At 71.3% G+C, this 15,419-nt stretch carries 8 protein-coding genes; 4 read left to right on the top strand and 4 right to left on the bottom strand.

Translation table 11 applies throughout. The annotated features are described in order from the left end of the window. Positions 1-191 precede the first annotated feature (191 nt). Both VFA06_RS01525 and glpK read left to right on the top strand, forming a co-directional pair. Positions 192-959 carry an IclR family transcriptional regulator gene (locus VFA06_RS01525; protein ID WP_324838514.1) on the top strand — a complete coding sequence of 256 codons (768 nt, stop codon included), beginning with the start codon at positions 192-194 and terminating at the stop codon, positions 957-959. A gap of 64 nt (positions 960-1,023) precedes the next feature. After that, positions 1,024-2,541, top strand: coding sequence for a glycerol kinase GlpK (gene glpK, locus VFA06_RS01520; RefSeq protein ID WP_324838513.1), 1,518 nt, complete (start codon positions 1,024-1,026; stop codon positions 2,539-2,541). A 50-nt stretch (positions 2,542-2,591) separates the two neighbouring features. Here glpK and VFA06_RS01515 read toward each other — a convergent pair whose 3' ends face one another. The 4 genes from VFA06_RS01515 to VFA06_RS01500 all read right to left on the bottom strand — a co-directional run bounded on the left by VFA06_RS01515 (position 2,592) and on the right by VFA06_RS01500 (position 8,322). Beyond that, complete coding sequence (locus tag VFA06_RS01515; protein WP_324838512.1) at positions 2,592-4,199, bottom strand: APC family permease; 1,608 nt, start codon at positions 4,197-4,199, stop codon at positions 2,592-2,594. 169 nt (positions 4,200-4,368) lie between these two features. Next, positions 4,369-6,534, bottom strand: coding sequence for a zinc ribbon domain-containing protein (locus tag VFA06_RS01510; RefSeq protein ID WP_324838511.1), 2,166 nt, complete (start codon positions 6,532-6,534; stop codon positions 4,369-4,371). Between the two features lie 116 nt (positions 6,535-6,650). Beyond that, positions 6,651-6,884 carry a DUF2277 domain-containing protein gene (locus tag VFA06_RS01505; RefSeq protein ID WP_324838510.1) on the bottom strand — a complete coding sequence of 78 codons (234 nt, stop codon included), beginning with the start codon at positions 6,882-6,884 and terminating at the stop codon, positions 6,651-6,653. A gap of 103 nt (positions 6,885-6,987) precedes the next feature. Next, positions 6,988-8,322: a helix-turn-helix transcriptional regulator gene (locus tag VFA06_RS01500; protein ID WP_324838509.1), complete on the bottom strand. Its 1,335-nt coding sequence runs from the start codon at positions 8,320-8,322 to the stop codon at positions 6,988-6,990. 310 nt (positions 8,323-8,632) lie between these two features. Here VFA06_RS01500 and VFA06_RS01495 point away from each other — a divergent pair, with 310 nt between their 5' ends. Together VFA06_RS01495 and VFA06_RS01490 are read left to right on the top strand one after the other, a co-directional pair. Beyond that, on the top strand, positions 8,633-13,537 hold the full coding sequence (locus tag VFA06_RS01495) for a hypothetical protein (protein ID WP_324838508.1): 4,905 nt from the start codon (positions 8,633-8,635) through the stop codon (positions 13,535-13,537). Beyond that, complete coding sequence (locus VFA06_RS01490) at positions 13,534-15,360, top strand: hypothetical protein (RefSeq protein WP_324838507.1); 1,827 nt, start codon at positions 13,534-13,536, stop codon at positions 15,358-15,360. The genes VFA06_RS01495 and VFA06_RS01490 overlap by 4 nt, the downstream gene beginning before the upstream one ends. Positions 15,361-15,419: the final 59 nt, after the last annotated feature.

Here is a 15,419-nt window from a genome sequence, read left to right as displayed (position 1 = left end):
CGGCCCAGTCAACGTACGCCGTTCGACATTGCCGAACTCTGGTCACCTGGCGCGTGGTGAAGTACCGTTTCGCAGCATGGCGGTAACACGAGCGGCGCGCTCCTGCCGAGGGCTTCGGCCGGACTCTCGTTGTGACGCGGCACTGCCATTCGACATAGTCGAACCACGTCCGACCAGCTACCATCTCTGCCATGCCGGGACCCGTGCAGTCGATCGAACGCGCCGCCGCCATCCTTCGGCTGCTCGCCCGCGGCTCCGGGCGCCTCGGCGTCGGCGAGATAGCCACCTCGCTCGGCCTGGCGAAGGGCACGACGCACGGCATTCTGCGCACGCTGCAGGGCGTGGGCTTCGTGGAGCAGGACAAGGCCAGCGGCAAGTACCAGCTCGGCGCGACCCTGCTGCACCTGGGCACCAGCTACCTGGACGTCAACGACCTGCGGTCCCGCGCGATCAACTGGGCGGACGCGCTGGCCTCGCGCAGCGGGGAGGCGGTGCGCATCGGCACCCCGCTGGACGGCAAGGTGCTGGTCGTGCACCACGTGTTCCGGCCGGACGACTCGCTGCAGACCCTGGACGTCGGCTCGCTGCTGCCGTTGCACGCCACCGCGCTCGGCAAGGTGCTGCTGGCCTACGACGCGGACGTGGCCTCGCAGGTCAAGGACGAGGACCTGGAGTGGTTCACCCGGCGCACCCTGGTGACCGCCGAGGCGCTGAACCGGGCGATCGGGCAGGTGCGCGAGCTGGGCTGGGCAGTGGAGGTGGAGGAGTTCACCCCTGGCCAGGCCTCGATCGCGGCGCCGATCCGCGGCTATGGCGGCCTGGTGGTCGGGGCGATCAGCATCGCCGGGGCGGTGGAGCGGTTGTGCCCGCTCGCGGACCGGGCGGATCCGGGGCTGGTGGCCTTCGTGCAGAACGCGGCGAGGGCCATCTCGAGGGACCTCGGCGCCGGTCGTTGGTAACGACCCGGTTAGCGCTTCCCACACGGGTTTCCAGCAGCGGCATCAGGTATCGAAAGGTTCAGCGATGGTCGCGCAGTACGTGATGTCCATCGACCAGGGCACCGGTTCGACCCGCGCGATCCTGTTCGACCAGGGCGGCCGGCTGGTGTCGGTGGCGCAGCGCGAGCACCGGCAGTTCTACCCGCGACCGGGCTGGGTCGAGCACGACGCCATGGAGATCTGGCGCAACCTCGAGCATGTCGCGCGCGAGTCGCTGCACCGGGTCGGGGCCGGCGCCGACCAGGTGGCCGCGATCGGCATCGCCAACCAGCGGGAGACTTCGGTGCTCTGGGACCGGCGCACCGGCATGCCCATCGGCCGGGCCGTGGTCTGGCAGGACACCCGCACCGACGAGCTGGTCGCCGAGTTCGCCGAGCGCCCGGACGCCGGCATCGTGCTCGAGCGCACCGGGCTGCCGCTGGCGACCTACTTCTCCGCGCCGCGCATCCGCTGGCTGCTGGATCACACCCCGGGCCTCTACGAGCGGGCCGAGCGCGGCGACGTGCTGTTCGGCACGATGGAGAGCTGGGTGGTGTGGAATCTGACCGGCGGCGTGGACGGCGGCGTGCACGTCACCGACGTGACCAACGCCAGCCGGACGCTGCTGATGGATCTTCGTACCCTGCAATGGGACAAGGAACTGCTGGACTTCTTCGGCGTTCCGGCCGCGATGCTGCCCGAGATCCGCTCCTCGGCGGAGGTCTACGGCACGGCGAAGCGCGCGGTGCGCGGCGTGCGGATCGCGGCGGCGCTCGGCGACCAGCAGGCGGCGCTGTTCGGCCAGACCTGCTTCGCGCGGGGCGAGGCGAAGTGCACGTACGGCACCGGCAGCTTCCTGCTGCTCAACACCGGCGGCACCCCGGTGCGCTCGACCCACGGCCTGCTGACCACGGTCGGCTACCGGATCGGGGCGGAACCCGCCGCCTACGCGCTGGAGGGGTCGATCGCGATAACCGGCGCGCTGGTGCAGTGGTTCCGCGACAACCTCGGGCTGATCTCCAGTGCCCCGGAGATCGAGACCTTGGCGCGCACGGTCGAGGACAACGGCGGCTGCTACATCGTCCCGGCTTTCTCCGGGCTCTACGCGCCGCACTGGCACAGCGGGGCGCGCGGCATCATCGTGGGTCTGACCTCGTACATCACCAAGGGCCACCTGGCCCGCGCGGTGCTGGAGGCCACCGGCTGGCAGACCCGCGAGGTGGTGGACGCGATGAACGCCGACTCAGGGCTCGAACTGACCACGCTCAAGGTCGACGGCGGGATGACCGCAGACAACCTGCTGATGCAGTTCCTCGCGGACGTGCTGGACGCCCCGGTGGTGCGGCCGATGATCGCCGAGACGGTCTCGCTCGGCGCGGCCTACGCGGCGGGTCTCGCGGTCGGCTACTGGCCGGACCTCGAGGGCCTGCGCCGCAACTGGCATCGGGCGGCGCAGTGGCTCCCGGCGATGGACCCGGCGCGCCGCGAGAGCGAGTACTCGAACTGGCGGCGCGCCGTGGAGCGGACCTTCGACTGGGTTCAGCCCAACCACGCTGCGACCTGAATCACCTGCGGATAGCGCGTTCGCCGCGACGCCGCTACACCACTGCCCTGCTACACCGCCTCCGGCTCTGGCTCCTCCTGCACCGGCCGCTCGGTCAGCGCGTTCGACTTCGGGATCGTCTCGCCGCGGAAGAAGCCGGGCCGCACGAACCGGTAGATCAGCATCAGCGGGATGCCGAGTACGAGCGCGCCGATGCCGGTGAGGAACACCCCGCCGATCGCCCAGTGCGGCGCGAACGGCAGCGTCCAGTAGGTCGAGCCGTAGTCAGCCGCCCAATAGACATGGCAGGCGTAGCCGAAGAACGCGAACAGGATCAACGCGCCGAGCAGCGGCAATACGCAGCGCAGCCACAGGGTTTTGCCGTACTGCCGGCCGCGGCGTACGAGCGGCAGGTAGTACCAGAAGCAGGCCAGGCCGGTCAGGCCGTAGTAGAAGGCGATCGCTAGGCCGAGCGAGAGGATCGAGTCCGAGAGCACGTTGTTGCTGATCTTGGTCAGCCCGGCGTAGAACGCGATCGAGGCCAGGCCCATGCCGACGGTGGACCAGGTCGGGGTCTGGAAGCGCGGGTGGACCCGGGCGAAGTGCGACGGGATGGCCTTGTGCGAGGCCATCGAGAGGGCGGTGCGCGCGGTCGGCATGATCGTGGTCTGCGTCGAGGCGGAGGCCGAGGTCAGCACCATGAACACCAGCAGCTTGCTGAGGAACCAGCCGAGGCCGGCCGAGCCGAAGACCGAGGTGCCGAGGCCGGACAGGACGTCGCCGGAGTTGTCCGGGTTCGCCAGCCCCGAGCCCTTGTCGCCGACGCCGGCGAACGCCTGAGCTGAGACGGTGACCAGCGCGTACGTCACCAGCAGCAGGATCGTGGAGAGCACGGCGGCGCGGCCAGGCGTTCGTGCGCTGTCCTTGGTCTCCTCGTTGATCGACACCGCGGTGTCCCAGCCCCAGTAGATGAAGACGGCGAGCAGCAGGCCGGAGGTGAGGGCGGTGAACGAGCCGATGTCGAACGGGTTGAACCAGGACGCGGAGACGTGGATCGCGCCGGCCGGTGCGCTGCCGCCGTACACCTTCGTCAGCGCGACGATGGAGAGCACGAGCAGCATCAGCAGCTCGACGCTGAGCAGGACGCGCTGCAGCCAGACGGAGACCTCGATGCCGATATAGCAGATCACGGTCATCAGCACGATCCAGATCAGGCCGGCCACCTCGGTCCAGCCCTTGCTCGCCGCCAGGCCGTTCGCGCCGACCAGCTGGAAGCCGTAGCCGCCGGCGATCTGGGCCAGGTTCGCCATGACGATGATGTCGGCGGCGATGATGGCCCAGCCGCCGAGCCAGCCGGTGCGCGGGCCGAAGGTGCGGGCGCCCCAGGTGAAGGTGGTGCCGCAGTCCGGGTCGGCCTCGTTGAGGCCCTGGTAGCCGAACGCGATCAGGAACATGGGGACGAAGGCGAGGATCATCACGATCGGGGACTGGAGCCCGACCGCGGCGACCACGAAGCCGAGCGTGGCGGCGAGGCTGTAGGCGGGCGCGACCGAGGCCGTGCCGATCACGATGCTGGAGATCAGCCCCAAAGCGCCGGGCCGCAGGCCCTTGCCTGCGGCCGGTTCGGATTCGACGGTGCTGTCACGGTTTCCGGCGGTCCCCGCTGTCACCTCGGCCATGGGGCGGCTCCCTCAAGCGGCAGGACGTGGCCGCTGACAGCCACGATTCAGGTGTGAGCCTGCACAAGCAGAGAATCGCTCCAGCAACAGCCGTTCACAAGCCCGGCGCGCCCGCGGGTCGGTGGGTCGGTCGGGTGACGGGCCTTCTGCGGCCGATGGAGTCAGCGGGTCACTCAGGTGATGGGCCCTCCGCGGCGGATGCTGTCGGCGGCGCGACTGCCGGTCCGGACGGCTGCGCTTCTGGTTGCGCGGTGGCTGCCTGGGGTCGCGGCGCAGCCTCGGGTTGCGGCGCGCCCTGGGTTTGCGGTGTGGCCTGTGTTGCGCCCTGGAACTGCGGGGTGGCTTGCGGCGCCGCCTGCGGCTGCGGTTGCGCACCCGGCCAGTTGTGCACGTAGCTGGAGCCGCCAGGCTGCGGGATCTGCGCGGCCTCCCGAGGTCCGCGCGGGGTGACCAGGAAGGCGAGCGCGAGGTATGCGGCGGTGCACCAGAGCGCGCCCGCGATGACGGCGCCGAACACGCTGTACGTCAGGCCGGCCTCAGTCGGGATGCCGAGGGATCCGAGCCCGGATGAGCCAGACATCGACAGCTCGCCGAGCAGCGTCACCACCAGGCCCGCTATCGCGCCGAGCAGCGCGGCCCGCCAGGCCTGGACCGGGGCGAACGCGGCTGGGTTCACCACCCTCCGGCGGGTGCGTACCAGGAACCACGGCAGCGCGGAACCGATGAGGGCGGCGAGGATCAGCAGGTAGATCAGCCAGGGCCGGCTGTTGCCGAACAGGCCGATCTCGTCGGCGCGGGCGCCGGTCAGCCCGGGGGTCACGCCGTCGGACAGGCTGACGCAGAATCCGCTCAGCGCGCCGCCGATCATCAGGTTCGGCAGCAGGAGCACCGCGGCGATCGCCTGCGCCGCCTTCGCACGGCCGCTCGAACCGTCGGCCGTCAGCAGTTCGTACTCGGCGTACACCAGGACCACGAGTCCGGCCAGCAGGCCGACCGCGCGCAGCTGGGTCCAGACGATCCGCGCGCTGCCGCGCCACGGTCCGATCAGCTTCCTGATCCACTCGCCACCGGGGTCGCCGACCGGACGACGCGCGACGGTGGTCAGCCGGCCGATCAGGAACGCGGCGAACGCGATGAGCAGCGGGCCGAGGAACACCCAGCCGGGCGAGACGCCGATCGAGGAGTGCAGGCCGTTGGTGGCATCGCTCGCCGTGCCGAGGGTCAGCGCGGCGCCCGAACCTCCAGTGCCCGATCCGCCGCCACTGCCGCCGAACGGGTCGGTACCGCCGCCGCCGAACGGATCCGTGCCGCCCGGCTGCTGCGTGAGCCCGCCGCCGACGCTGCCGTTGAGCCTGCCGACCAGGTTGAACACGTCGGAGGCGTTGCTGACCAGGGCGAGCACGAGCAGCACCACGCTGACGCTGAGCGCGGGCAGCGCCGAGCGGGCGACCAGTTGCAGCGGCGAGGCGCTGGGGGCGGCGGCCTCGCTGCGCCGGCCGCGGCGCATCCAGAGGAAGAACAGCAGAAGCGTGATCGTCCAGACGGTCAGGCTGATCGTCAGGCTCAGGTTGAGGGCGAAGGAGCCGAAGATGGACCCGCCGAGGCTCGAGTCGCTGACCGGAGTGCCGCCGACGTTCAGGTCCGTGGGTGCGCCGAGCGCTCCGGCGACGAGGATCACGGTGCTGGTGAACCAGTCGCGGAAGCCGCCGTGGCCGGTCGGGCTGGCCAGCCAGGCGAGGCCGACCACCACGCCGAAAGTCGCGAGCAGCGCGATGACCAGCGGCGCGATCGCGTCGCGGAGCACGGCGAGCAGGTCGGCGCGGCCGACCAGTGCCGGGCGGAAGAGCGGGATGGGCGCGGGAGCGCCGTCGGGCGGCGCGGCGAAGACCGGAGGGGCTTGGTAGGTGGGGGGCGGCGAGTAGGTGGGTGGGGGCGTGTAGCTGGGTCCGGAAGATCCGAAGGCTTCGGCACCGGTGCCCGCGGTCGGATCGGCCGCGGCGGCGCCCGAGGCTGGGCTGGCGCCGGGACCCGGAGTGGGGCTGGCGGCGGGGTCCGAGGTGGCGCTGGCAGCGGGACCCGCGGTCGGATCGGCGGCGGAAGCGGTCTCGTAGCCGGCCGGTGGCGGGTAGCTCAGGCCGGACGTGTCGACGCCCGGGGCGGCCGCAGCGGCGCCCGGTTCCGGATCCGACGGCGCAGCTTGAGCCGTCTGGGGCTGTGACTGGGCCGGTATCTGTTCCTGCGGTTCAGGCCGACCCTGGGTGAGCGCGGCCCCGCAATGACTGCACGCCGTCGCGCCGTCCGGCACCGTTTCGCCGCAATGCGGGCAAGTAGCCACGTTCCCCCACAATCGAAGAACCTTGAATCGGATTCGGCCGCTCGTTCTTACCGGCTCGGATCCATGCTGTCAAAGGTGATCCGACCAAGGCGACGACTCAAGGCGACGGCGACTACTCAGGACGGCGCGGTGGCTCGGCTCGTCGCGCCACGCACCTCCAAGGCGTCAAGCAGTTGCGCGGTAGCCGCGGCGATCGTCTCGACCGCCTCGTCGAACGCGGCGCGGTTGTGCGCGGCGGGGGCCCGGAACCCGGAGACCTTGCGGACGTACTGGAGCGCCGCGGCCCGGACGTCCTCCTCGCCGACGTCCAGGGTCATCGGCGGGCGAAGGGTCTTGATGCTTCTGCACATACCGCCAGTGTGGAGCAGACCTCCGACAATTCCGACCCCGGACAGGAAAACGCCGACGCGTCCGATCCCGTCCACGCGTCGGGCCTGCGGCTGAGTCGGCTCGTCACCACTCCCAGTAGAAACCGACCACGGCCTGCGCGACACCACCCTCCAGGAAGCGGTGCGCCTCGTTCGACGAATTGAGCGTCATCGGTTCACGGTGCGTGATCGAGCTGTTGACCACGCCGTTCCACTCCGCCCACCACAGCTTGCTCGGCACCATGTCCGGGTGGAAGTGGATCCACAGCAGGTAGTTGTCGACCTTGCGGCGAAACACCCGCCGCATCTCGGTGGGCGGAGCCTCCTCGTAACGAAAGGTCGCGGTGTAGTTGAGCACCGCCGTGGCGCCGCGCGGCAGCGGGCGCTCAAGCAGGATGTCAATCGCGTGGTACACGTTGCCGTCTCGCGCGCGTAGCTGGTACGGCAGGCCGGGGACGCCGCCGGTCTGTACATCGAGAGTCAGCATGTTCGTGTCGACCATGTACGTGTACCGGTCGAGGCCGTCCTCGGTCGCCTCGAGGACCTGATCGGTACGGTGCTGCACCGGCAGACCGTCCGGACCGAGGTAGTGGTACTCGCGCAGGTCCACCGTGCGGTGACGCGCCGGTGGCGCGTCGAAGATCGGCAGGTCGGTCTCCTGCGCATCGCCGCGCACATAGCGGATGCTCGACGAACCCGCGTGCAGAAACCGCAGCCGGTCCGCGTCGTCGGGGGCGATATCGAAGGCGTCCGCGAACCAATTGAGGGTGGCGCTGCTCAGCACCGTGTCCGGGCTGTTGCCGGCCAGCGCGCGGGAGACCCTGCCGCGCAGCTTCACCAGGTCCTGGTCCGCGTCCTCGGCTCCGCGATCGGCCAGCGAGCGGGCGATCACCTCGGCAATCGCGTCGACCGCGCCCTTACCTGGGACAAGCAACGAGCGCCACTGCGTGCGGTAACGGCCCGGCCTTGTGAGCAGGTCGTAGAGGTAACTGCTCGCCGCGGCGGCTGGGGTAGGGGAGCGGCCGGCGCCAGGCGAATGCGATCCGCCGTGTCCATTCGCTCCCCCGGCGCCCGCCGCCGAGCCTGGGGCGGACTCGGACGGACGGCGGCGGCGCTCCTCGATCGCGTCTCGCGCGGCCGCGAAGGCGAGTCGTTCGGAGCTGTCCGCGCCCAGCAGTACGACGATGACGTCGAGTTTGTCCGGCGGCGGCAGCACCTTGCCGGAGAAATAACCGCCGATCACGCCGTGCGCGTAACCGGTTTTCTCCGCCAAATACCGATAGGACAACAAGGCGTCGCTACGGCGCCGCGCATATCTGCGGCGCAATCGGCGCAGCGAATCGCCGAGGTCCTCCAGGGTCTCCAGGTTCCGGAGCCCCAGATCCTCGGGAAAGGAGGCGCCGCCGCCCAGCCGATCCATCTGCCGCCCTGTCCGTGAACTGACGTAACGCTCCGTCAGGGTAACCGTCGCCAGCGGAAATCGCGGTCCGCGAGCGGTCTTTGACCGGACTCCGCCAAATGGGGGAACGGGACTGCCCTTTCGGCCGCCCGTGTCCGTCGCTGTCCGACCGTGTCCGACTCCGGGGCTGTTTCCGAGGTGACCCATGTCACTGTAGGACCCGCGCGAGGCATCGCAAGGCGGCCGTGGAGGACACGGGCGCCGCCCGCGGCCGAGCAGGCTCCGTATCGAGTACGCAGAGTGGCGGATGACCGAGTTCCGATTTCCCCCGGTGCTGAGTACAGCCGCCTGGGTCACCGAGATCGACGCCCCGGAAGGGGCGGCGGCCGGCGAGGGCGGCGGGCTCGGGGGTTTCGCACGCGGGGGTCCGCACCTGGACTTCGGCAGGGTCGAACATGTGGAGTTCGGCGTGCTGGCCAGGGCGCTGCTGCTGCTGGACGCGGCCGTCGCGGCCGGGGTGGGCGCGACGGTGACGCTGCCCGCGCATGAAGTGGGGCAGTCGGAACAGGGCGGGCGGGACCTGCCGGAGCGGGAAGCGCGGTCGGGCGGCGCGATCTCGGACTCCTGGTCTCGCACGCGGCGCACGAGGCACCGGGCCGGCAGACGTGGCCAGGCGCGGGCCTTCATGCGGCAGGCCGGTTTCCGGGAGGCGCCGCACTGGCCGGTGGATGCCGTGCGAGTGCGGGGTGCCGGGGCCGCGGGACAAGGGGAGGAAATCGATGAGCTACCGTCCGGGGACGTGGCGGCCGGCCGTAGTGAGCAGGCCGTCGAGCCGGTGGGCCACCGGCGCAGGTTGCTGCCGTTACAGTGGCTTCAGCCGGTGGAGGGCGCGGGCCTACGCGGCGCCGCGCGGTACATCGCCGTTGAGCAGGGACTCAGTGACCTCGGCCTCTCGGCCGCCGACGCACGCGCGATCAGTGAAACGGTCCTGGCCGAGCTGATCGACAACGCGGCCAGGCTGGCCGCGTCACGCAGTCCCGGAACCCCGCGCGTGCTGGTCGGCGGGCAGCTGTTCGACCGCGGCCACCCGCCGGGACCTGAGGATCCGTTCGCCCGGCCCGACTTCGCGGGCAGCGCGTTCGGCGAAGCGGCGTTCGCCGCCTTCCCGGCGGATCCGGAGCTGGGGGCGAGCCGGGTGCTGCACCTGGTGGCCGGCGGCAGCGGCGCACCCGAGACGCTGTTCGAGGCGACCGTGCCGGTCGGTCCGCGGTTCGCCGCGCCCACCGGGCACTGGAGCGGCCATCCGGCGTTACACCGGCCGCACCGGCTGAGCTGGCTCGGCTGCGCGCTCGATCCGCGGCAAGGGCTCACGGATGCGGATCGGTCGGCGTACGCCGCGGCGATCTCTCGCACCCGCGGCGGCCTCGGCATCTCGGGTACGCGCACGTCGGGGGTTGTGGTCACGGTCTCGCTCGGCGGCGAGATCGACGCTGGGCCGGGTTCCGCCGGCAACGTCCGCGAATCGGTACGCCAGGCGCTGGACTTCCTCGCGCAGGGCGCCGAGCGCGCGGCGGTGGCGGCGGTGTTCCCGGACCTCACCTGGCAGGTACTGGAGTCGTGCGTTCCAGGAGGGGAAGCGCACGGCACCGGTACTGCCGGTCCGGATAAAGCGGGTCCCGAGAAGCCGGGCCCCGAGAAAGGCGGCGGCGAGAAGGGCGGTAAGAACGGCAGGCACGCTGCCGGAGCCATGTTGGTGGTCGGCGCTCAGGGCCGACCACTGTGGCACGGCGGCTCGGCGCCGGTGCGCGCCGTGCTGGAGCTGTTGACCAGCGTCGGCGGCGTCTCGCTGGTAGGTGAGGCGCGCGAGCGCTGGCTGAGCGCGGGCGGGTCGGGCGAGGAGTTCGAGCGCTTCCTGCGCAATCAGAAGCACCTGGTCTCGGTCGAGGGTGAGAGCCTGATCCTGCTGCTCTCGCCGCTGCACATCCTTAGCACGCTGACAGACGCGTCCCAGCGCGAACTGAGCGCTGAGGCCGCCCGCCACGGCAAGGGCGTGCGCCGTGGCATGTTCCGCACGCCCACGCTCGCCGTGACGAACCGCTGGCTGGACGTCGGCCGGCTGCTCGACGGCACGATCGGTTTCGACGTGGCCGCGTTCACCCTCGCCCGCGCGGTGCAGGCGGAACTGGCCGCGCTGCCGCCGAGCCGCGGCCCGGTCATGGTCGCTCCAACGCATACCTGCCCGCCGCGTCTGGCGACGCGGTTGAGCGAATGCCTGGCCCTCGGTGATCGGACCTATCCGGCGAGTTCCGAGCATGATCGCGGCGGCTGGCCGACCGCCGGGGACGTGCCCGGCGAGGCGCGCGTGGTGCTGTGCGCGGATCTGATCCTCACCGAGAACACGGTGCGGCGCGCGGTGGCGGAGATCGTCGAGCACGCCGAGCCCGTGGTCATCGCGTGCGCGGTCGACGCGCGGGTCAAGCGCGGGCGGATCAAGGTGCTGAACCGGGAGATCCCGGTCGTCGCGCTGGCCGAAATCGACCTCGAGGCCGGCCAGGCCGAGCAGTCGGAGCGGGTGGGCCGCATGCATCGCCTGCAGGCCCTTGTTCCGGGCGCGGGCGCGCCTCCCGCCATCGTCGACATCGACCCGGTCTCGCTGCGCCCGGCTCCCGCGCGCGCACCCGAGCGGCTGCCGATGAGCGAAGAGGAGCTGCTGTACTGGTGCGCGCCGCAGCCGGAGTCGCCGGCCGGCGCGCTGCGGATCGGGCACATCGAGTACCCGCGGCGGATGCACGCGAGCGCCTCGATCGACCTGGAGCGGATGTTCCGCCGCGACGACGCCCGCACACGCATCACGGACGTCCTGGTCGACGCCATCCAGCGCGGTCTCGCCCGGGTGCATCATCGCGCCGATCCGGGGCGGCCCGAAGACGCGATCCAGATCTGGTATCCCGGCGAGAAACGGTCGAAAGCCGGGCTGCTCGCGCACGCGGCCCGGACGCGGCTTTCGGAGGGCGGGCAAAGCGTCAGCGCGCCGGTCGGCATCCAGCACCTAAGCCACGGAGCGGTCTGGTCGAACTCCTCCGGCCAGGAACAGCCGCCGCGCCCGCGCACGCTGCTGATCGTGGATTATTCGGCGCGCACCGGCCGCACGTTGCAAGCGCTGATCCGGCATGCGGTACGAGCCGGCGCCGAGCGGATCGTGGCGGTGGTACTGCTGGATCTGCTGCCCGAGCATGACAGCGGGCTGCTGGCGTCGCTGAGTGCCGTCTCGGCGGAACCGACCGGCACCCGCGCGACCCGCGGCTCCGACATCCCGGTCGCGGTCCAGTTCATCAGCGCGACGAGCATCGGCGGCCTGGGCGCCCACGAATGCGGCGTGTGCGCCACGCGCGAGAAATACGCGGACGTGGCCGAGGCGCCGCTGCGGCTGCGCCGGCACGTGGACCGACTGGACGAACTGCTGCGGCCGCGGCGCCGCGAGGAGCTGTTCGAGAGCGCCCCGGCCGACCTGTTCGGGGTTCCGCTGCTTGGCGACGACGCGATCGATTACCTGCGGTGGCGCGGACAGCTGCGCCGGGCGCTGCACGACACCGGAGCGCGCCAGGAGGTGTTGGACCGGATCGCCGCGCTCAATCAGTCCTCGCCGGACTCGGTGTGGGGCCGCCGCGGGCTGACCAGGCTGTTGGCCGCCGAGCGCGGCTGGCTCAAGCTGCCGCCGCTGCGCTATGGCGCCGCGCGCGAGCAGCTGGCCCGCTGCTGTCTCGACGAGCTGGACAATCCGGCGCCCGAGCCGCCGTGGCTGCGCGCGCAGGCCGTGATGGTGCTGGCCGCCGCCGCTCCGGACCGCTTCGCCGCGGTGCTGCCCGATCTGATCGAGCTGGGCGTGGACGAGCCGGTCGTCGTCGATCAGGTCTGCCTGGAGGCGTACCGCCTGGCGCGCCGGCCGCGGCATGACTCGCCGGTCGATCTCGGCGAGCTGCGCAAGAGCCTGATTCGCTGCCGCGAGTACCTCGAGGACGCGCGAGTGGATCTGGACCGGCCGCTGGCCGAGGACTACGTGCACGTCATCAGGCAGCTGATCCTGCTGACCGAGCTCAAGCCGCGGCCCCGGCTCGACGACCCGCGCGAGGCCTGGGCTCGGCTGTCCGCGCAGTGGTGTGAGGCGGCGCTGCGGCACCGCTTCGAGTCGCGGCTGCTGCGGGTGCGCGACTTCGTCGAGGACCTGCAGGTCGCCGAGCCGAGCCGGGAGCGGACCGCGGCGGCCGAGGCGGACCTGCGGGAGTGCACGCGGCTGGTCGAGGAGCGAGTGCTGGCCTTCCTGCCCAGGCTGCGCGAGATCCTGGCCGGGGACTACGCTGCCGAGCTGCTCGGGCGGCGGGATCAGGAGCGGTTCGTCGAGCTGTCCGGCGCGAGCGCGGCGGGTCTGCTCGGGCTCTCCGAGCGTCTCAGCAGCCTGGTTCGGGAGCCGAGGCGTCCGGAGGACGGCCGGTGGCGGGCGCAGCGGCGGGATCTGCTGGACCGGATCGGCTGGTGGTACAACGCGTTGTTCGCCACGCACCGGCCGGGTACGGACTCGCCGGCGCAGCTGGTGCACTTGGTGCGGTCGGTCCCGGCTCTGGTCGGCGACGTCGTGCACGCCGCCGTCGAGGAGCGCGGGCTGAGCGCCACGACGAAGCTTTCCGGCGATCTGGCCGTGCCCGTGTTCTGCCCGCGCGACCTGCTCGCCGAGGTGGTCGGGCACGTGCTGGACAACGCGCGGTGCCGTTTCGCCGCCGATGAGGACGCTGACGACGACGAGCCCCTGTTCGAGGTGAGCATCCGCCGTCCCGCGCCGGACGGCGTGCAGCTGGTCATCTGCAACTCCGGGGCACTGCCGGGTCCGGAGCCCGGGCGCGGTCTGGCGGCGTTGGCCCGCGCGCTGCGGCCGTTCGGCGGCTGGCTGACCGGCCGGGCACTGAGCACCGACGGCTGGACTTACGAGGCGGTCATTGCGCTGCGACCCTGGTCCGGCGCGCCGCTCGACAGCGACAGCGGCGAGCACTCCGTCTTCGAACGCTCGACCGCCGAGCGTCGGGCAATCGAACTCCACGTCGCGGAACGCGATGGCGGCGAGCAGAACGGCGTCGAGGATCACGGCAGTGATGATCACGATGCGGTTCATTACGGCGACCTCGAGCACAGTGCCGCAGCCCGCAGCGGCGCCGCCGAGTACAGCCGTCTGGAGCGGGGCGCGTGACCGTGGACTCCATCCAGGCTTTGCTCATCGATGAGGACGAGGACAACCTCACCGCCTTGCCCGAGCGCCTGCGCCATCCGTTCGCCCAGCTCGGCTGGCACGTGATGTGGACGGCGGCGAAGGACGCCGGCCGGGTGCGCGAACTCTTCTCGGTGCCGGGCGCGGCCTACGACCTGATCGTCGTGGACCTGCCGGCGGCTGCGCGGGACGGGGCCGGTGCGGCGGCCGCGCAGCCTGGGCTCAACCTCATCTGCGACGCCCGCGAGCGCTTCCCCGGCGCGTTCATCCTGGCGATCAGCAGCGGCCAGGCCCACCGTCCAGACCTGCTCGACGAAGCCCGCCGGTGCGGAGCGCACCGGGTGCTGCGGCGGTACGAGTTCAGCGTCGAGGCTCGGGAGAGCAGCCCCTCCGCGATCGCCACCGAGATCCACAACCACCTGCTGGACACCGGGGCGGTCGCGCCGATCGCGGTGACCTACGACGAGTTCGACCCGGACATCCAGACCTTCGTGCACGCGGTCGGCGAACCGACGCTGTGCCGTCTCTACGCGCGCATCCTGCAAGCAGCGGGCCGCACCACACGCAACATGAGTCTGGGTTACATCGCGACCGGCTATTCAGGCGCGGCAGTTTGTGCGGTGACGGCTGCGTTGGACAACAGCGGCGTGCGTACACATCACGTGCTCAAGGTCAGCCTGGATAAAGACGCGCTGGAGCGGGAGGCACAGCGCTCCGCGGAGGCGTGGGGAATGCTGCGCCAGTCGCTTCTGGCCAAGCAGGCACCGCCGTACCCGGTCGGTCCGGTCAACGGCTGGTATGCGCTGGCCGCGCAGTTGGAGGGCAGTGCCCTGACGCTGCGGGAGTGGCTGGCGCGCGGCGCATCTGACGCCGCAGTGGAAGACGTGTTCGCGGCCTTGTTCACCGACGGACTCGGGGGCGTGTACGCGGACACCGCGCAGGAGATCGACTCGCCGGCCGATCTCCTGCGCACCCCCTACTACCGGCAGCGCCGGGTACTGCACGCGGTCAAGCAACTGGCGCCGGTGCTCACGCATCCGGACGGCTGCCGGCTGGCCGAATCCCTGGTCGAGGACTTGACCGAGCGGGTTACCGGGTTCGTGGCGGAAGGCCGGATCGGCGAAGCGGACGCGCAGCGCACGGCCGCAAGGCGTACCTACGGCGTGTTCTCTCACGGGCACCTGCACGGCACCAACGTGCTGGTCTACGAGGGGCGCCATCCGGAGCCCGCGGTCATCGACGCGAGCCGCTTCGCGCACGCACACTGGGCGACCGATCCGGCGCGGCTGGCGGTGGACCTGCTGATGCACAGCGTGGATCCGGCCACCGAGTCGATGTTCTTCACCGGATTCGAGCGCTGGCGCGTGGTCGCGGCGCGACTGGGCCGCCTTGAGCCGCTGCTCGATCCGCCCGAGGACTCGGCGCCAGCGGTACCTGATCCGGCCGATTTCATGGCGACGCAGTTCACTCACATGCCGACTGGCGAAGGTACGCCGCGCGCCGAGGGCGTCACGCGGCCGCCCGGCCAAGACGCCTCGGATCTGCCCGAGCGCAAGGTGACCGGCGATGGGACGGCGGCAGCCCTGGCCGCGCTCAATTGGCTAACCGGTAACCTTCGCGCGTTTTGCCCTGGAATGTCCGGGGAGGGTGAGTACCGCACTCACGCCTGGGAGTGGCATACGGCGCTCGCTCGGTACCTGCTGCGCTCGTCGTATAACCATGAGATCACCGTGCCCAAGCGCGCACTGGCGATCGTCGCAGCGTACGACCAGCTGCTGGCGGCGGAGGCGAGCCTGCCGGACTGAGCGACGGGGAGCGCGGACACAGCCGCGCCACATGCCGGGTGGGGCCGCGGTGGGGACGG

Origin of the sequence: Actinocrinis sp. (assembly GCF_035653575.1) — a bacterium.
In the GTDB taxonomy this organism is placed as follows: Bacteria; Actinomycetota; Actinomycetes; order Streptomycetales; family Catenulisporaceae; genus Actinocrinis.
Note: the sequence above shows the minus strand (reverse complement) of the source record. Positions and strands in the feature narration are given on the sequence as shown.